Raw genomic sequence first — 17663 nt, 5'->3', positions numbered from 1 at the left:
AAGGGGCGGCCGCCCGCCCCTTGACGCGTCCGCCTGTTATATCTTTTATTTTCTGGGATTAAGTGTCGTCTGCTGGCATGAAAGCCAAAAACAATCCCGAAAATCTTCAGCGATAAGCTACTGAATCTTTTGAGAAGAGATAACAGCGAGAAGTTAGGAGGCCGTCAGAACCGCTGAGCCGATGAGGGATTTCAGGACGAGCGACAGGGAGGTCGCGAAGAGGCGGGTTCGTGCCAGGGATGGCGCGTCCCGACGGTCCGTGAGAAATCCGGAAGAGGCGAAGGGACCGCGAAGCGGCGGTGAAGCAGGCCGGAGCCCGGGGTCAAGGGGGCGCGGCGACTGGCGGCCCCTTGTCGGTCGCCGGCAGCGGCGAAACTGAAACTGCCGCAGCCAGCCGGCGAACGAAAACCTCTCATAGCCCCGCGCAGCGAACCCAGGGCCAGGCGGGCGAAAACCGCTCAGTGCATACCCGCTGCCGGGCGAAAATCCATTAAGTGTCAGCTCGCTGCAAAGCGTACACCGCCGCCAGGCGAAAACCTCTCATAGCCCTGCGCAGCGAACCCAGGGCCCGGCGGGCCGCTACCCGCCTCTGCCCACGCTCAGATCAGCGGCCCACCATCATATTAGCCACCAGATACTTGCGCCCCGCGGCGTCCTCCTCGGTATAAACGCCCTGCAGTTCCGGCGAGAAGCCTGGCAGTAAATTAACGCCCTCTTCCAGCGCCAGGAAGTAGCGCTGCACCGCCCCGCCCCACACTTCACCCGGCACTACGCAGAGCACGCCCGGTGGATAAGGCAATGCGCCTTCCGCAGCGACACGCCCTTCGGCTTCAGCGATCGGCACCAGTTCAACCTCGCCACGAATATACGCCTGATGTGCATCCTGAGGATTCACCGCCACCGGCGGCAGACCCGCTTCGCGGAACATCATTCGTTGCAGGCTCTTCACATCATGGCTGACATAAAGATCGTGCATCTCCTGACACAGCCGACGCAGGGTATAGCCGGCATAACGTTGAGCATTTTTGCGGTAAATCGTCGGCAGCACTTCAGCCAGCGGCGCATCCTCTTTAACGTGCTGTTCGAACTGCGCCAGCATCGCCACCAGATTGGCCATTTTCTCCGGGCTTTCGGCCGGCGTTAGCAGGAACAGAATCGAATTAAGATCGCACTTCTCCGGCACGATCCCGTTCTCACGCAGATAGTTCGCCAGAATGGTGGCGGGGATCCCGAATCCGGCATAGTCACCGCTCGCCGCATCAATGCCCGGCGTGGTCAGCAGCAGCTTGCAGGGATCAACGCGATACTGATCGCGGGCATAACCCGCAAAACCGTGCCAGTTGGCCTGCGGTTCAAAGCTGAAATAGCGCAGATCGCGGGCGATCGTCTCAGTCGGGGCCGCCTGCCAGGGTTGCCCATCGACCGTTTCCGGCACAAACGGCAGGATCATCTCACACCGCTCAAGGATCGCTTTTCGCGCCTCGATCCCCAGCGTAACGCACTCATCCCACATCCGCCGTCCCGCCTCGCCCTGATGCATGCGGGCGTTGATGTCCAGCGCGGCGAACAGCGGATAGAACGGACTGGTTGAGGCGTGCAGCATAAAGGCGTTATTCAGGCGTTTATGCGGGCAAAAGCGTCGCTGACCGCGGATGTGGTTATCTTTTTTATGGATCTGCGACGTCTGCGAAAAGCCCGCCAGCTGCTTATGCACTGACTGGGTGACAAAAATGCCGGGATCGTTTTCAGTCAGCGTCAGGGTCAGCGGCGAACACCCTTCCATCAGCGGAATAAACTGCTCATAGCCGAGCCAGGCGGAATCGAACAGGATGTAATCACACAGATGCCCGATGCGATCCACCACCTGACGCGCGTTATAAACCGTGCCGTCATAGGTGCCCAACTGGATAATCGCCAGTCGGAAAGGACGCGCTTCCGCGGCACGCTGCGGGGCCACCTTGCCAATCTGCTCGCGCAGATAAGCCTCATCGAAGCAGTGCGCGTCAATGCCGCCGATAAAGCCGAAAGGATTACGCGCGGCTTCAAGATAAACCGGCGTAGCACCCGCCTGAATCAGTGCACCGTGATGATTCGATTTGTGATTATTGCGGTCAAACAGCACCAGATCGCCGCGCGTCAGCAGCGCGTTGGTCACCACTTTATTGGCGCTGGAGGTGCCGTTAAGCACGAAGTAGGTTTTATCGGCGTTAAACACCTTTGCCGCGAACTTCTGCGCATCTTTAGCCGATCCTTCGTGAATCAGCAGGTCGCCCAGTTTGACGTCGGCATTGCACATATCAGAACGGAAAAGGTTCTCGCCATAAAAATCATAGAACTGTTTGCCCGCCGGATGCTTTTTGAAGAATGCCCCGCCCTGATGCCCCGGACAGGCAAAGGTACTGTTCTGCATATCCACATAGCGGGTCAGCGTCTCGAAAAACGGCGGCAGCAGAGCCGCTTCATACGCCTGCGCGGCGCCTTCCAATGCGATCCAGTCCTGCGGTTCACCGTTCAGTTCACCGCTGACGCCAGGCAGATGCATCACCTCTTCTTCAAACGCGTTAGCCACAAATACCGGCAGATTAAAGCCGGTGTGGCGCAACAGGGCGAGTACGCCACTGCGGGTATCTGCCAGTGAGACGACCACCGCCGCCACATCGGTAAAGTCAGTGTTATCCAGCGTCACCACGTCGCGCGCAGTGTTAAGAGTCAGATTGGGCGCCACCGCGGCGCTGGCAGCAATTTTCAGTGGAGTCATAAGGCAAATCCCTAACGTCAGGGCGTGAGTGCCAGAGGCACAGCAATGGGGAGATCTCCCCGGCGGATAATGTCAAACAGGGGCATGCGGCCGCTTTCAGCCACCGGTGATCGGTAATACGTCATCTTTACCGATAGCCGGCAGCCAGCGCCAGACTGGCCTCACCGCATGGTGATGCAGAACGTGATCGGCGGAGCGGAGAATAATCGGGCGTAAGCCGGAAAAAACGAACGGTAACCAGAGCGAGTGCGCGGTGAACCGGACATGGCAACGTCCTCTGAAAGCGATAAGAGAGTGCAAAAAAGTGGCGGTCATGATGTCATCTTTTTTTGGCGCGAACAAGCCGCAGAAAGCAATTAATTAGTCAAACCATTAAAATCGCAAACCGCTGTTTTAATTGACTTAAATAATATTAAACCTGAAATATTCGACTAATTAGCTGAATTATATGCTGATTTATGCATACCTCTTTCGCTAATCAGTTCGACGTTGCAGCCGGGGAGAGCGGCGCGGCCAGCCGTTAGCGACCCAGTCCCTACCGTAATCACGCCACCAGGCGTAAACTTATTCCCCTCTTTCCTATTTTGCCGGAGGCTGCATGTTCAAGGCACTGGTCATTGAAAATGACGAACAGGGTTACCGTTCTCTGCTGAAAGATCTTCCCGAATCTCAACTGCCCGACCACGATGTCACTCTCGACGTCAGTTACTCATCCCTGAACTATAAAGATGCGCTGGCGATCTGCAATAAAGGTCCGATCGTGCGTCAGTTTCCGATGGTTCCGGGTATCGACTTTGTTGGACGGGTTACCGCCAGCCGCCATCCCGACTGGCAACAGGACGACGTCGCCCTGCTCACCGGCTGGGGCGTGGGCGAAAAACAGTGGGGTGGCCTGGCGCAGAAAGCCAGTGTGACCGGCGACTGGCTGGTGGAAGTGCCCGCCACGCTCAGCCCGCTGCAAACCATGGCGATTGGCACCGCAGGCCTGACCGCGATGCTGTGCGTGATGGCGCTGGAAAAACAGGGCATTACGCCAGATCGCGGTCCGGTGCTGGTGACCGGTGCCAGCGGCGGCGTCGGTAGCTTTAGCGTCAGCCTGCTGGCCCGCCTCGGCTATCAGGTGGTGGCCTCCAGTGGGCGCGCCAGCGACCACGCTTATCTGCTTGATACGCTGGGTGCAGCTTCGGTTATTGACCGCAACGAACTCTCCCAGCCCGGTAAGCCGTTAATGAAAGAGCGCTGGGCGGCAGCGGTAGACAGCGTCGGCAGCCACACCCTGGCCAACGTGCTGGCCGCGACCCAGCGTGACGGTGCGGTCGCCGCCTGTGGAATGGCGCAGGGACTGGATCTGCCGACCAGCGTTGCACCGTTTATCTTACGCGGCGTCACGCTGGCTGGCGTGGACAGTGTGATGTGTCCGATCCCGCAGCGCCAGCAAGCCTGGCAACGGCTCGGGGAATTGCTCGATAGCGATCTGCTGAGCCAGCTGACGCAGGTGATCCCCTTAAGCGAAGCCCGCCAGGGGGCTCAGGACCTGCTGGATGGCAAAGTTCGTGGCCGTCTGATCGTCGACTGTCGCTAAGGCAATTACCCCTGCCGGATAAGGCGCAGCATTGCGCCTTTATTCCACCGGCAGCTGAAGCCGTTTAATCAGGCCTTCCAGCGCGAACTGCGCACCCTGCTCCATCACCGATTTGGGATCGCCACTGAACTGATGGCACTCGGCGTAGTCGCGGCCGTTCGGCAATACCCAGCCAAACCAGATGGTGCCCGCCGGCGTACCATCTTCTCCGCCATCAGGCCCGGCATAGCCGCTGATCGACAGCCCGACCGGCTCGCCGGAGCGCGCACAGGCACCCTGCGCCATCTCCCGCACCGTCTGTTCACTGACCGCCGTGTGCTGCTCCAGCGTCGAGGGGCGGACACCCAGAAGGCGGATTTTGGCATTCTCGCTATAGGTGACAAAGCCACTGGTATAAAAGTTGCCGCTGTTCTCCACCGCCGCCAGCGTCATGCTGATCAATCCGGCGGTACAGGATTCGGCAGTGGCAAGATGAAGTCCGGAAGAGAGTAAAATTTCACCCAGTTGTTTAGCGGTTTGGTCTAATGATTGCGCCATTATTGTCTCCTTAATAACTCACCCAGGAACACAAGTATGGCGCAAAACTGGCAAGACATAACTTCGCAACACAATGTTTTAAAAGCGAAACGGCCTAAACCCGCAGCTGAATATGCGGCTGCCCGCCCGCCCCCTGCGTGACCTGCAACTCGGCCTGATACCAGCGGGTCAGCGTCGCTTCCGTCATCACCGCCTGCGGCGTACCCTGCGCCACCAGCCTGCCGGCGTGCAGCAGCAGGATGCGATCGGCCCATAACGCCGCCTGGTTCAGATCGTGTAGCACGGCGCAGACGCTAAGCTCACCGCCACGGGTGAGCTGTCGCAATAAACGCAGCGTCTGCTGCTGCCAGAAGAGATCCAGCGCCGAGGTCGGTTCATCCAGAAACAGCCAGCCGCGCGGCGCGCCATCCTGCCATAGCTGTGCCAGCACCCGCGCCAGTTGCACCCGCTGCTGCTCGCCGCCGGAAAGCTGGCGGTAGTCGCGCTGTGCCAGCGAATCACAGCCGGTCAGCTGCATGACCTCAGCCACAATCTGTCGACTGCCGGTATCCGGCCAGGGCGCGCGTCCCATCGCCACCACCGATTCGGCGGACTGAGAAAAGGTCAGTTGGGTTTGCTGACGCATCACTGCCCGGCGGCGTGCCAGCTGATGGCGAGACCAGTCCGCCAGCCGGGCCGCACCCAGACGACATTCCCCCCGATCGGGCGGCAGAAAGCCTGTCAGCAGGCGCAGCAATGTCGATTTACCGGCACCGTTAGGGCCTATCAGCGCCACCATCTCACCGGCCGTCAGCGTCACGTCGAGCCGATCGATAATCGCCTTGCCGTCGCGGAATAAACAGAGATCCGTGGCCTGCAGTAACTCGTTCATTCGATGCCTCGCTGTTGACGCAGGATCAGCCAGAGAAACCACGGCCCGCCAATCAGGCTGGTGAGCAGGCCGACCGGCATCTCCGCCGGCACCACCACCGTGCGCGCCAGGGTATCGGCCAGCAGCAGCAGGATCGCCCCGGCCAGCGCCGAGCCGGGCAGCAGCCAGCGATGATCGCTGCCAAGACAAAAACGCATCACGTGTGGCACCACTAAGCCGACAAAGCCGATCACCCCGCTGACCGAAACCGCGGTGCCGACCAGCAGCGCGCTGAGGATCAGTAACTGGTGCTGAGTGCGTTTCACATCAACGCCCATGTAATGGGCATCTTCTTCCCCCGCCTGCAGCAGATTCAGCTGGCGCGCCCCGGTCTGTAACAGCAGCAGCGCCGGTAAAATCAGCACCGCGCAAATCAGCAGCGCCGGCCATTGCGCCTGGCTCAGGCTGCCCATTCCCCACAGCGACAGCTGGCGCAGTTGCTGATCGTTGCTCAGCCACGACAGCACGCCGACCGCCGCCCCACACAGCGCATTAATGGCGATACCCACCAGCAGCAGCCGCGACAGGTTGCCGCGCGCCAGCCGGCTGAAACTGAAGATCAGTAGCGTCACCAGCAGGCTGCCGATAAACGCGGCGATCATCGGCAGCCACAGCGCCAGCGACGGCGGCAGGGCCAGCGGGACAATGATTGCCAGCGCCACCGCCAGACCGGCACCGCTGCTGATGCCGAGCAGACCCGGATCGGCCAGCGGATTACGAAACACGCCCTGCATCACTGCGCCCGACACCGCCAGCGCCATGCCGATCAGCACCGCCAGCAGTACGCGCGGCAGGCGGATATTCAGCCAGATTTGCCAGATCATATCGCTGAGCGGTGCCTGCCACAGGGCGCGCAGCGACAGGGACATCGCGCCAAGGTTGGCCGCCAGCACCATGGATACCAGCAGCATAATGGTCATCAGCGCCAGCCCGCGCAGCGTATTACCGTTCATGCATCAGAGATTCCGCAGCCTGACGTAACCGGACGATGGCCCGCGGCGTATCCAGACCAAAGCCCAGCAGCGCCTGGGTATCGATCACCAGTAAACGATGCTGCTGACCGGCTGGCGTCAGCGCCAGGCCGGGCAGCTGCCACAAACGCTGTTCGCCGCCAATGGTTTGCAACCCCTCTTCACCCACCACCACCAGGTCCGGCGCGGCAGCGATCACCCCTTCCTGCGACAGCGCCTGATAGTGCGGCACGCTGCCCATCGCATTCTCCAGCCCGGCGCTGCGGATGGCGCTATCAGCAGCGGTCTGCTTACCCGCCGCCATCGATTTCATGCCGCTGTTGGCCATAATGTAGAGCACCTTCACCGGCAGCGTCTGCTGTGGCAGCTGGCTGATCTGCTGCGTTACCTGCTGTGCCAGCGCCTGCGCCTCGCTCTGATGGCCGAGTGCCTGGCCGATAGTGATAATTTTTTGCGGGATCGCCTGCAGGCTGTTCTCGCCGCTGACCGTGACAACCCGTCCCCCGGCCTGGGCAATCTGTTGCAATACCAGCGACGGCTTAGCCTGCGCACTGGCGATCACCAGCGTCGGTTTAAGCGCCAGAATCCCTTCGGCATTGAGCTGGCGCATGTAGCCGACATCCGGCAGCCGGGTGGCCAGCGCCGGGCGCAGACTGGTGCTGTCGCGCGCCACCAGCTGCTGCTGGGCATCCAGCGCATAGATAATCTGGGTGACGTCACCGCCAATCGATACCACCCGCTCCGCCGCCAGCGAAGGCAGCACCAGCAGCAGGCCCAGCAGAGTCAGCCATTTCATGCCATTGCTCCCGCCGCGCGCAGGGCCTCGATCTGCTCGCGCCAGCGTTTCTGTTCCGGCGTGCCTTCACTACGCTGCCCGTACAACTGGGCGATCTGCGTGCCGTCGGCAGCAAACAGTTCCAGGCTGGTGACAAAACCATCGCCACTCGGTTTGCGGGTGATCCAGCTTTCGCTGATCTGGTCCGCCATCAGATGCAGGGTGAAGTGAGGATTAAAGACGTTGAGCCAGTTTTCCATCGGCACCAGCCTGTCGATCGCGCCGGTGAAAATCTGGGTGCAGCCCCGGTTACCGACAAAAATCATAATTTCGTTACCTGCCTGCTGCGCCATCTGCAACAGACGCGCCAGCGCATCGTTGCTGGTCTGCCAGGCCAGATCGTCACCGGCGGCGCGGAACGCCTGCTGGCGCGACAGGTTATGCCGCCTGAGCAGGCTGAAAAACTGATGTACATCGGTCATGGCGCGCCATTCGCGATCGACGGCAGCGGCATCGATCGCAGGGTTAAGAGCGACGGTAGCGACCGGTTCCACCTGCAGCGGTGCCGCACTGGCTTCGGTAAACGTGGCGATCAACGCCTGCCACGCCGCCTGGTCGGTCTGATCGGTCGCATAGATCTTCAGTACCGCATCACCGTGGCGATCGAAAATCTGAATACTGTGCCGTTCGCCCTGTGCGGTTTGCTCCTGCAGGGCAAACGCGCTTCGCCACTGGGCGACAAACAGACGCTGATCCAGTGCACGCGGGTTCAGCACCAGCCCAGCATGGGCACCGAGCTGCAGGTTTTTGTACTCGCCGAGCTGTTCATGGACGGCATAGGCGTTACGGGTAATGCTTTTGGTCTGGCCGACCGACTCCAGCGCTTTCAGCAGTGCCGGAAAGTCGCACTTCAGCCGCCGGGCATCCATCCCGATTCGCGCCTCGCACAGCGCCGCTTCGCTGATACCGATCAACGCCGCCAGGTCACGGGCATATTTTTTCGGTTGTTCGCCTTTCAGGGCGAGATAGTGCTGATAAACAGAATTCATAATGATGTGCTCCCATGATGATGCCCGGCGTCAGCACCGGGCATCAGTGATCAGAAATCGACGTTAACGCCCAACTGGAAAGTACGGCCCGGCATCACCGCCAGCGCCTGATCGTTGCGTTCCTGCTGGGTGGCACTGGTCAGTTCACGGCTGCTGAGGTAATCCCGGTATTTACGATCGGTGATGTTATATAGCCCGCCGCTCAGCCTGACCTGTGGCGTCATCCGCCAGTAAGCCGTCATGTCCACCATGCCGTAACCGGGTACCCGCATGTAGTCGGTGCTGGATCCGGTCAGGCTGCCGCCGCTATTGGCATAGCTGTTACGGTTGGTGGCGCTGGCCTGTTTGCCTTTGACGAAGGTGGCGGTGACGGCCGCGCCGTAGCCGCGCGCATCATCATCCCAGGCCAGTCCGACAATCGCTTTCATCGGGGCCACACTCTCCAGGTCGATATAGCGGTCGCCGAGGTAGCTCGACTTTGCCGCCCCCTGGGTGTAGCCAAACGCCAGCCTGGCGCTCAGGCCATCCACCTGCTGGAACCAGCTGCCGAAGTTCACTTTGCTGCTGATTTCCGCGCCGTAGATATAGGCTTTATCGCGGTTCTCCGCCTGGTAAGTGGTGTAGATGTTGCTGGGGACATTAACGAACTTACCCGGATTTGCCGCGCGGCTGTAGCGGGTAAAGGCGATAAAGTTTTTGTAGTCGTTATAAAACGCCGCGGCATTAATCGTAATACCGTCGGTCAGCTGGCCTTTCACGCCCCACTCATAGTTATTGCTGGTCTCGGTTTTTAAATCCGGGTTACCAATCAGCGCGTACTGCGCGGTACCAGCATAGCTGGAGCCGAGGTTCCATGAGCCATACAGCTGGGTATCATTGGGGAACTGCGCCCCGCGGGTATATTGCAGATAGGTCATCAGGCCAGGCGTGAGATCGTACTGGAAGGCGATCGACGGTAACACCTGAGTATCGGTGTTGGCCGAACCGTACAGCGCGGAGACTTCACTGGCATCGAGTACGCTGCTGTTGGTGGTCAGCGTTCCGACATCACGCGGTTTGGTGTTCTGGTATGCCACCCGCACCCCGGGGATCAGCGCCGCTTTATGTCCGTCAGCATCAAAATTGATTTTGTCCTGCAGGTAGCCGCCCAGCGTATAGCTGCGACTGTTGGCCTGCGGCTGCATGATGACACTATAAACACTGGGGGCCGGCGACTGACGGAACGGCCGCTCGGTATCCACCTGCCGCGCATTCAGTCCGCCACTCAGCTCATGACGTCCCAGGGTTTTGGTCGCCCGGGTGTCGATTCCGTAGGTGTCACTGTTGTAATCGGAATAGACGTTTTGCCAGGCGGTGGCGCTCGACGGCATCAGGGTATTGTCGTGCGCCTCAGTTTGTTGCCAGTAAATACGGCTGGTCAGGCTGTCGATGATCTCATTGTAAGGGGTGTATTCATCAGCAAGGCTGATGCCCCAGCGCCGCGTATCGCTCTGCTGCTGTGCGGTACCCCAGATCGTATAGCCTGAGGTATCCCAGCTGTCGTAATGGCTGTGATTGGTTTTGTGGTAGTAGTCGAGGGTGGCGCTCAGCTGATGCGCATCGTTGGGCTGCCAGATACCGGAACTCATAAAGGCGTCGGAGTGCCAGTTAGCAGGATACGCATCCAGCGTGCCGCTGTTATTGCGGGTTTGCTGGCCGTCGCGGCGGCTGTAGACAAAGATACCGCGCAGCTCATCGTCGCCTGCCGCGGCGGTAAGGCCGTTATGCCAGCTGCGGCTGGCGGAATCGTAGTCGCTCTGGTAGCCAAAATAGGTCGATTTGCCGGGACGCAGGTAATCGTCGGGGGATTTGTTGCGGAACGAGACATTGCCGCCAATCGAGGTGTTGGGCTGATCCACCGCAGTAGCGCCCTTTTCAATGTCGATGCGGCCAAACAGATAAGGGTCGATGTAGTCCCGGCCAATGCCAAAACTGTCCAGCCCGGCACGTCCGACGTAACTGCGACCGGTAGCCTGGGGTAACGGGATGCCATCCACATCCAGCCCGACCCGGTTACTTTCCAGTCCGCGAATGTTGTAGCCGGTATAGCCCGCGCGATCAAAGCCGCTCTTGCCGGCTGACGATCCGCCCTGCGAGCCGGTGGCGCTGATCAGCGGCTCATAACGCATGATTGAGCCAAAATCGGTGGCCCCACGCTGTTGCAGATCGGCCGCCGACAGGCTGGTTTTGCTGCCCGCCTGTTTTTTAATTTCGGTCGCCGTAACCGTCATCACCGTTTCGGACGGGCTTTGGCTGTTATCGGTGCGCGCCAGCAGAGCAGATTCACTCTGCGCGGCATAACTGCAGGTGGCGTGGATGGCAGAGGCAAGTAATGCCAGTTTAAACAGACGCTGTTGCGTCAATCCCTGAAAAAGTAGTGACATGGGCGCGAATTACCTGATTAATTGTTAGTATTCGCTCACTTGCTTACTGGCATCATCAAAACGGCCTGGCACAAAAGCCGTAAAATCGGACTTATTTCTGACTATAAATTATGATCCGGAATTTAATGCAATTGCTAATCATTATCAATCTTATTTACATTTAACTCTATCTTGCAGCGCACAGTTTGTTAACTACAATTAACCGGTAATTTATCAATACGTTAAAGGAATAGAGTTATGGCACAAAAACCTGTGGTCGTTATCCACTACTGTATGCAATGCAACTGGCTGATGCGTTCAGCGTGGATGGCACAGGAACTGCTGCACACCTTCGCTGACGATCTGGCGGAAGTGACGCTCAGGCCGGGCACCGGCGGCATCTTTGAGATTACCCTTGATGAACATCTGCTGTGGGAGCGTAAACGGGATGGCGGCTTCCCTGACGCCACCAGCCTGAAGCAGCGGGTGCGTGACATCTGTTTCCCGGATCGTACGCTGGGTCACATTGATAAGCACAAGTCTGAAGTGAGCTAAGTTGCCCGCTGGCAACCCGCCAGGGAGAACGTTCAGCTGCGGGTGATTTTTTCTGCCGCGTCCTGCAGCGCCGCGATCAGCGTCTGCAGCGCGGCCTCAGAGATATCCTGCTGCGCCAGTCGCGTATTGAGCGCCATTTTCAGGTCGTGAATTGCCTGTTCTACCGCCGGAATGCTGCGGTTGTTGACCAGAATGGCCAGCGACGATAAACGCGCGATCAGGCTGGCAATAGGGTCGCGGTTGGCCGCCAGCAGCGCCTCACCAGCCTCAGTCAGCCGGTACGCTTTACGGGTGGCCTGCGCATCCACCACCTCAATCGCCTCCATCTCTTCCAGCAGCGTCAGATTGGGGTAAATGATGCCCGGACTGGGCGTATACTCCCCTTTCGACAACTCCTCTACCGACTTGATCAGCTCATAGCCGTGCGCGGCATTCTGCGCCAGAAAATGGAGCATCAGCAGACGAATATCACTCGCCTCCAGCATTTTTTCCCGCCGCTTACGCCGGCTGCCGCAACCGCCTGCGCGCGTGGGTTGATCGCCAGATGAAGATGCTGAATGGTCTTTCATTGCCTGCCCGGAGAGAAGAAAAGGAGATTGATGGTAGTCCGCCACCTGGCAAAATTCAACACAGGCGGCGGACCCGCTTACTTCTGGTGCCAGTACGCCACGGCCCGCACGTAGTCGCTGTTTACGCCGCGCTGAGTGGTGAAGTAATCGCTCAGCGCCTTAACAAATTCGCCTTCGCCGGTAAGCCAGATGAAGTAATCTTCCGACGGTATCGCCAGTTGATCCAGCCTGGCGGTCAACTGGCTGAGCTGCGCCAGTTGCATCTGGCCGCTGCCGAGCCAGTTCAGATTAACCCCCGCCGTATCGGTTAAATAATCACGGCCGGTGGCCTGATCGGCATAGGCAAACAGGTGCAACTGTTGGGCGCGGGCATCCTGCTTACGACGCGCAAAAGCAGGCAGGCCGGTTTCGTCGCAGACATAGAGCTGGAACGCGTAATCGGTCGGTACAATCAGCGAGCCGCGCGGGCCACCGACGATCAGACTGTCACCGATCTGCGCCTGGCTCGCCCAGTCGCTGGCGACGCCATGCTGATGAATATAGAAATCGAGCGTCAGCGATGAGACGCCATCAAAGGCCAGCGGCGTGTAATCACGGGCCGCCGGACGCAAACCGTCTGGCCAGACAATCCCCTGGTCAGTAATCTGCGGCAGTACCGGCGTTTCACCGGCGGTGGCAGGAAAGAAGACCTTAATGTGGTCGTCAAAGCCCGGCGAAGTAAAGCCCGCCAGATCGCTGCCGCTGAATTCGATGCGCCAGAAGTTACCGGCAATGTTGGTTTTACTCGCTACCTGAATATGACGAAAGCGCAGTTCGTTACGGACGCGCTGAGGAAGGCGATCAGAGTTAGGGTTTGGCAAAAGATCTCTCCTGAAACGGGGTGAATGCCCGTCACGTCAGGGCATCAGCTAAATTATGGAATCAAAATCATTCTCATCTGAGTGGCTCAGGTTAGCTATGATATATCTTCAACACAATGACGAAAAATGCGATCGACCGGGATTAAGATATATTTTACGCCCGGGCTGCGCATCTGAATCGCCTTCAGGCAACCATGTCAGGATCGAAAAGGCTGGTCAGCCGTCAGATGACGGGCGAGAGCGGAGAGTCAGTATCAGGTGCAGATCAGCGATGGCAGGAGAAGCAAACCGAATTGATAACCGGCTGGTGGCGCTATAGACAGGAGCGAGGTCGACGGGACGCGCTATCACCGTCACAGCAGGTGACAGGCGGGTTATCCTGCCGGTAATGCCCGCCGCGCCTGTGAACGGGCGGTCACTCGATTACCGGCAGAACGGTTACAGCGTGTCGTTAAATCCGGATGCGGCAGGATTATTCTGGCTATGCTGCGGCAGCTGGCCGTCGCCCAGAATTTCGTGCTGAGAGATCTGTGAATGCGGGTGCAGCCCGGCGGGTGGCGAGAACGGTTCTGCCAGTTGAGCCGCAGCCAGCATAGGCAATGCCGAAAGCATTGAAATAAGGAACAACATTGAGCGTCGCATAATTTTCTTCGTTTATCGTTTTTAGCCAGGAATGGCCAGAAATGCAGATGATTGTTTCAGCCCCGCCAGGAAAGCACGATGAATGGAGCACAGCAGGGTTTCGGTGAAGGATTTTACGCCAGAATGGTAAGTTATTTTATAAAATCGTGCGGTTTGTCACGGTTTACCGCACGGAATATGCATTTGTCGCTTTGATGCCGCCCGAATCGGGCTAACGCAGCGTGCTGACTCTCAGGCTGGAGTCACCGGAATCGAAAAAACACCGCTCAGCCAGTCGGGTTTACAGAGCGCAAAATCCAGCTGCAGCAGATCTTTGCCCTGGCGACGCGCCACGCCCAGCGTCGGCAGGTGCAGATAGTAGATATCCGCAATGAACCGGGTCAGTTGCTCGGGCGTGCCACTCCAGTCAATCCGCGCATACAATCCACGCGTCTCGCTCCAGGTTTCACGGTGCCCTTCCAGCAGCGCCGCATGCTGCGGCTCCAGCGCCTGAAACAGGCTGATATTCTGCTGCTCAGCCGATGAGTGGCCGGGACCATACTGAAAACCCAGCCAGCCGTGCCGGGCCTGACTGCCGGCCAGCGCCACCAGCCGCCGCGCCTGCTCGGCCACCCGATGCTGATGATCGGCAATATACTCGCCAAACTGGCACTCCCACTCCAGCGTCTCGCCACACAGAAGCAGATCATCATCCCGCTCAACCAGCGCTGCGCGTTCAATTGGCGAACGCACCGGAATCCGGCCATGGAAGTTTTTCACCGGTAGATGAGGAATGCGCCGAAACGCGCCGGGCGTCAGGGAGAAATGGCTTTTAAACACCCGGGTAAAGTTCTGCTGGTTATCAAAGCCAAAGCGTACCGCGATGTCGATCAGCGGCATTCGTGTCAACCGCAGCGCCATCGCCGCCATCGTCAGGCGTCGTTTACGGGTGTAAGCGGCCAGCGTTTGCCCGGTCATCTCCTTGAACATGCGCTGCATGTGCCATTTGGAATAGCCCGATTTGAGGGTGATCAGATCGATGTTGATGTCGTCGGTCAGATGGGCTTCTATCCACTCTACCAGAGCGTTAATGTGCTGTTTCTTAAGGGCCTGACTGAGCATGATGGCGATTTACGACGCGGATTGAAGGGTGATATTTGTCACAAAAGGATAACAAAAAATGTGACCGTCTGTAAGGAAAGGCCTGACCGGAGCGGTCTCCTGGCGACGATTTCGCATTAATTGCTTAGGTGACTAATTAAAAAAGGCTGACCGAAGTCAGCCTTACCTGTGCACCGTCGCCGTAAAGATGGCGACAGTCTGTAACAATCAGTGACTGCGCATCCCAGCGGCGGTCATCATCATGCGGAACAGTGAAGCGACAACGCCCAGTGCCAGCACGCTTGCGGCGTAGATAACCACCAGCCACATCACGCGTTTCCACCACGGAGCCCTGGACTCATTGTGATCTTTCATGCTGCTGAGCTCGGTTTTCATATCAATGATATCCTGCGTCTGCTTTGATTTTTCCACGGAACACGTAGTAGCTCCAGAAGGTGTAGCCAAGGATCATCGGAATGATCAGCAGGCTACCGACCAGCATAAAGGCCTGACTCTGCGGCGGTGACGCGGCGGCCCAGATGGTGACGGACGGCGGAATGATGTTAGGCCAGATACTGATCCCGAGGCCGGAGAAGCCGAGGAAAATCAGCGCCAGCGTCAGCAGGAACGGCGAATAGTGCGCCTGACGTTTAATCGCCCGCACGATACCCCACGAGCAAAGCAGTACCAGCACCGGAACCGGCAGGAACCAGAACAGGTTAGGCTTGCTGAACCAGCGTTGCGCGATATCTGCGTGTGCAAACGGTGTCCACAGACTGATGATGCCGACAATCACCAGCAGCGCAATCACCAGCGGCGTCGCCAGCGCTGACATTTTGCGATGCAGTTCATCTTCGGTTTTCATGATCAGCCAGGTACAGCCCAGCAGCGCATACGCCACCACCAGACCGACGCCGCAGAACAGCGGGAAAGGTGCCAGCCAGTCCATCGCGGAACCGGCAAAGTGACGTCCTTCGACCGGGATACCGTCCAGCATTGCGCCCACGGCCACACCCTGGCTGAAGGTCGCGATGATCGAACCGGCAATGAACGACTTGTCCCAGAATGCCCGGTGCCCTTCTACCGCTTTGAAACGGAACTCAAAGGCGACGCCACGGAAAATCAGGCCAATCAGCATCGCCGTCAGCGGAATCGACAGCGCATCGGCAATCACCGAGTAGGCCAGCGGGAACGCGCCATACAGCCCTGCCCCACCCAGCACCAGCCAGGTTTCGTTACCATCCCAGACGGGCGCGACGGTATTCACCATCATGTCGCGTTCACCCGCGTCCTTATTGAACGGGAACAGCAGGCCGATGCCGAGATCGAAACCATCCATCACGATATACATCAGGGTGGCGAAGACGATAATCGCGAACCAGATAATTGAAAAATCGATCATCTTAGTGGTCTCCATCCTTAAATGTGGCAGCCGAAAGTGGACGCGCCGGCGTTTTCTTCTGGCCCGGACCACCCTGCTCAGTAATGTGTCCTTCGCCGGTTTCAGGTCCCTGCTTAATCAGACGCATCATGTAGTGATAACCGACGCCGAATACCGAGCTGTAGACCAGAATAAAGGCCAGCAGGCTGATGCTCATGTGCAGATCGCCATGCGCCGAGACTGCATCAATGGTGCGCTGTACGCCATACACCACCCACGGCTGACGGCCGATTTCTGTGGTAAACCATCCCGCCAGAATCGCAATCAGACCTGAAGGACCCATCAGCAGTGCAAACCACAGGAAAGGACGAGACTCATACAGACGCCCTTTGAAACGCAGCCACAGACTAAGCACGCCGAGAGTAATCATCAGCAGCCCCATCGCCACCATTACGCGGAATGACCAGAAGATCACGGTGGAATTCGGCCGGTCCTCTTTCGGGAAACTCTTGAGCGCCGGGACCTGCTTATCCAGGCTGTGGGTCAGAATCAGGCTGCCGAGGTAAGGCACTTCCAGCGCATATTTGGTGCGCTCCTGCTCCATATCCGGGATACCAAACAGAATCAGCGGGGTAGCTTCGCCTGGCGGGTTTTCCCAGTGTCCTTCAATCGCCGCAATCTTTGCTGGCTGGTGTTCCAGGGTGTTGAGACCGTGCGCATCACCGATCATCGCCTGAATCGGCGCGACAATCAGCGCCATCCACAACGCCATTGAGAACATTTTGCGAATTGCCGGGTTGTTTTTGCCTTTCAGCAAATGCCAGGCTGCTGACGATCCAACAAAGAAGGCGCTGGCGAGGAAGGCCGCCACGGACATATGGAACAGCCGGTACGGGAACGACGGGTTAAAGACGATCTTAAACCAGTCCTGCGGTACCACGATACCGTTCTCAATGATGTAACCCTGTGGTGTGTGCATCCAGCTGTTCGAGGCGAGGATCCAGAAGGTAGAGATCAGCGTGCCCAGCGCCACCATGCAGGTCGCAAAGAAGTGCAGTCCGGGACCGACGCGATTCCAGCCGAACAGCATGACGCCAAGGAAGCCCGCTTCAAGGAAGAAAGCGGTCAGGACCTCGTACGTCAGCAGCGGGCCGGTGATACTGCCGGCGAACTGCGAGAAGCCGCTCCAGTTGGTGCCGAACTGATACGCCATTACCAGACCCGATACCACGCCCATACCGAAGTTAACGGCGAAGATTTTCGACCAGAAATGGTAGAGATCGCGATAGGTATGATCGCGGGTTTTCAGCCACATCCCTTCAAGCACTGCCAGGAAACTGGCGAGGCCGATGGTGATGGCGGGAAAGATAATATGGAAGGAAACAGTAAATGCGAACTGAATCCTCGCCAGATGAAAGGCATCTAATCCGAACATTGCTTACCTCTTTGCCACATAGAACACCACATATTTACTTATAATTAACAACTTAAGCCTGACGCACTAATTTCGTTGCGCTTAATGTAATTCCCGCCGCAAATTTAAAACTATTCGCAGCGAGGAAACAGAAACAATCGGGTTAATGAAAACTATA

Annotated in this window: 16 protein-coding genes; 2 read left to right on the top strand and 14 right to left on the bottom strand. The window is 58.2% G+C overall.

Features of this window, described 5'->3' with window-relative positions; genetic code table 11:
• Positions 1 to 604 precede the first annotated feature (604 nt).
• Positions 605 to 2758 carry an ornithine decarboxylase gene (locus AABB92_RS17380; protein WP_031378044.1) on the bottom strand — a complete coding sequence of 718 codons (2154 nt, stop codon included), beginning with the start codon at positions 2756 to 2758 and terminating at the stop codon, positions 605 to 607.
• Between the two features lie 598 nt (positions 2759 to 3356).
• Between AABB92_RS17380 and acuI the strand changes: the two genes are divergently transcribed.
• Positions 3357 to 4340: an acrylyl-CoA reductase (NADPH) gene (gene acuI, locus AABB92_RS17375; protein ID WP_031378043.1), complete on the top strand. Its 984-nt coding sequence runs from the start codon at positions 3357 to 3359 to the stop codon at positions 4338 to 4340.
• 39 nt (positions 4341 to 4379) lie between these two features.
• Here acuI and AABB92_RS17370 read toward each other — a convergent pair whose 3' ends face one another.
• The 6 genes from AABB92_RS17370 to AABB92_RS17345 all read right to left on the bottom strand — a co-directional run bounded on the left by AABB92_RS17370 (position 4380) and on the right by AABB92_RS17345 (position 11005).
• Positions 4380 to 4877, bottom strand: a complete 498-nt coding sequence (locus AABB92_RS17370; protein ID WP_046289235.1) for a CinA family protein — start codon at positions 4875 to 4877, stop codon at positions 4380 to 4382.
• 94 nt (positions 4878 to 4971) lie between these two features.
• Positions 4972 to 5748, bottom strand: a complete 777-nt coding sequence (locus AABB92_RS17365) for a heme ABC transporter ATP-binding protein (protein WP_046289236.1) — start codon at positions 5746 to 5748, stop codon at positions 4972 to 4974.
• Positions 5745 to 6740, bottom strand: coding sequence for a FecCD family ABC transporter permease (locus AABB92_RS17360; protein ID WP_046289237.1), 996 nt, complete (start codon positions 6738 to 6740; stop codon positions 5745 to 5747). The genes AABB92_RS17365 and AABB92_RS17360 overlap by 4 nt, the downstream gene beginning before the upstream one ends.
• The gene (locus AABB92_RS17355) at positions 6730 to 7554 is read right to left on the bottom strand and encodes a heme/hemin ABC transporter substrate-binding protein (protein ID WP_031377281.1); all 825 of its coding nucleotides are present in this window, start codon (positions 7552 to 7554) and stop codon (positions 6730 to 6732) included. Before AABB92_RS17355 ends, AABB92_RS17360 begins: the two co-directional genes overlap by 11 nt.
• Positions 7551 to 8582, bottom strand: a complete 1032-nt coding sequence (locus tag AABB92_RS17350; RefSeq protein ID WP_031377280.1) for a hemin-degrading factor — start codon at positions 8580 to 8582, stop codon at positions 7551 to 7553. The genes AABB92_RS17355 and AABB92_RS17350 overlap by 4 nt, the downstream gene beginning before the upstream one ends.
• A 50-nt stretch (positions 8583 to 8632) precedes the next feature.
• Complete coding sequence (locus AABB92_RS17345) at positions 8633 to 11005, bottom strand: TonB-dependent receptor domain-containing protein (RefSeq protein ID WP_031377279.1); 2373 nt, start codon at positions 11003 to 11005, stop codon at positions 8633 to 8635.
• Between the two features lie 237 nt (positions 11006 to 11242).
• On the opposite strand from AABB92_RS17345, the gene AABB92_RS17340 reads away from it, so the two are divergent.
• Entirely contained in the window at positions 11243 to 11539 is a 297-nt protein-coding gene (locus AABB92_RS17340; RefSeq protein ID WP_031377278.1) for an Rdx family protein, read from the top strand.
• A gap of 32 nt (positions 11540 to 11571) precedes the next feature.
• On the opposite strand, the gene AABB92_RS17335 is transcribed toward AABB92_RS17340, so the two are convergent.
• The 7 genes from AABB92_RS17335 to AABB92_RS17305 form a co-directional block, all read right to left on the bottom strand.
• The gene (locus AABB92_RS17335; RefSeq protein WP_031377277.1) at positions 11572 to 12108 is read right to left on the bottom strand and encodes a PadR family transcriptional regulator; all 537 of its coding nucleotides are present in this window, start codon (positions 12106 to 12108) and stop codon (positions 11572 to 11574) included.
• Between the two features lie 77 nt (positions 12109 to 12185).
• Entirely contained in the window at positions 12186 to 12968 is a 783-nt protein-coding gene (locus tag AABB92_RS17330) for a siderophore-interacting protein (RefSeq protein ID WP_031377276.1), read from the bottom strand.
• Between the two features lie 438 nt (positions 12969 to 13406).
• Complete coding sequence (locus AABB92_RS17325) at positions 13407 to 13610, bottom strand: hypothetical protein (RefSeq protein ID WP_031377275.1); 204 nt, start codon at positions 13608 to 13610, stop codon at positions 13407 to 13409.
• A 231-nt stretch (positions 13611 to 13841) separates the two neighbouring features.
• On the bottom strand, positions 13842 to 14711 hold the full coding sequence (locus AABB92_RS17320; RefSeq protein ID WP_046289238.1) for a helix-turn-helix domain-containing protein: 870 nt from the start codon (positions 14709 to 14711) through the stop codon (positions 13842 to 13844).
• 207 nt (positions 14712 to 14918) lie between these two features.
• Positions 14919 to 15086, bottom strand: a complete 168-nt coding sequence (locus AABB92_RS17315) for a DUF2474 domain-containing protein (RefSeq protein ID WP_069728837.1) — start codon at positions 15084 to 15086, stop codon at positions 14919 to 14921.
• Between the two features lies 1 nt (position 15087).
• Complete coding sequence (gene cydB / locus AABB92_RS17310; protein WP_031377810.1) at positions 15088 to 16092, bottom strand: cytochrome d ubiquinol oxidase subunit II; 1005 nt, start codon at positions 16090 to 16092, stop codon at positions 15088 to 15090.
• Position 16093: 1 nt separating this feature from the next.
• Positions 16094 to 17506, bottom strand: coding sequence for a cytochrome ubiquinol oxidase subunit I (locus AABB92_RS17305; protein WP_031377809.1), 1413 nt, complete (start codon positions 17504 to 17506; stop codon positions 16094 to 16096).
• Between the last annotated feature and the right edge of the window lie 157 nt (positions 17507 to 17663).

Origin of the sequence: Pantoea brenneri (genome assembly GCF_038594305.1) — a bacterium.
GTDB classification, from domain to species: Bacteria; Pseudomonadota; Gammaproteobacteria; order Enterobacterales; family Enterobacteriaceae; genus Pantoea; species Pantoea brenneri.
Note: the sequence above shows the minus strand (reverse complement) of the source record. Positions and strands in the feature narration are given on the sequence as shown.

Bases quoted from the DNA above. Each gene is read 5' to 3' on its own strand.
- AABB92_RS17380 (WP_031378044.1), bottom strand. From the start codon at position 2,758: ATGACTCCACTGAAAATTGCTGCCAGCGCCGCGGTGGCGCCCAATCTG.
- acuI (WP_031378043.1), top strand. From the start codon at position 3,357: ATGTTCAAGGCACTGGTCATTGAAAATGACGAACAGGGTTACCGTTCT.
- AABB92_RS17370 (WP_046289235.1), bottom strand. From the start codon at position 4,877: ATGGCGCAATCATTAGACCAAACCGCTAAACAACTGGGTGAAATTTTA.
- AABB92_RS17365 (WP_046289236.1), bottom strand. From the start codon at position 5,748: ATGAACGAGTTACTGCAGGCCACGGATCTCTGTTTATTCCGCGACGGC.
- AABB92_RS17360 (WP_046289237.1), bottom strand. From the start codon at position 6,740: ATGAACGGTAATACGCTGCGCGGGCTGGCGCTGATGACCATTATGCTG.
- AABB92_RS17355 (WP_031377281.1), bottom strand. From the start codon at position 7,554: ATGAAATGGCTGACTCTGCTGGGCCTGCTGCTGGTGCTGCCTTCGCTG.
- AABB92_RS17350 (WP_031377280.1), bottom strand. From the start codon at position 8,582: ATGAATTCTGTTTATCAGCACTATCTCGCCCTGAAAGGCGAACAACCG.
- AABB92_RS17345 (WP_031377279.1), bottom strand. From the start codon at position 11,005: ATGTCACTACTTTTTCAGGGATTGACGCAACAGCGTCTGTTTAAACTG.
- AABB92_RS17340 (WP_031377278.1), top strand. From the start codon at position 11,243: ATGGCACAAAAACCTGTGGTCGTTATCCACTACTGTATGCAATGCAAC.
- AABB92_RS17335 (WP_031377277.1), bottom strand. From the start codon at position 12,108: ATGAAAGACCATTCAGCATCTTCATCTGGCGATCAACCCACGCGCGCA.
- AABB92_RS17325 (WP_031377275.1), bottom strand. From the start codon at position 13,610: ATGCGACGCTCAATGTTGTTCCTTATTTCAATGCTTTCGGCATTGCCT.
- AABB92_RS17320 (WP_046289238.1), bottom strand. From the start codon at position 14,711: ATGCTCAGTCAGGCCCTTAAGAAACAGCACATTAACGCTCTGGTAGAG.
- AABB92_RS17315 (WP_069728837.1), bottom strand. From the start codon at position 15,086: ATGAAAACCGAGCTCAGCAGCATGAAAGATCACAATGAGTCCAGGGCT.
- cydB (WP_031377810.1), bottom strand. From the start codon at position 16,092: ATGATCGATTTTTCAATTATCTGGTTCGCGATTATCGTCTTCGCCACC.
- AABB92_RS17305 (WP_031377809.1), bottom strand. From the start codon at position 17,506: ATGTTCGGATTAGATGCCTTTCATCTGGCGAGGATTCAGTTCGCATTT.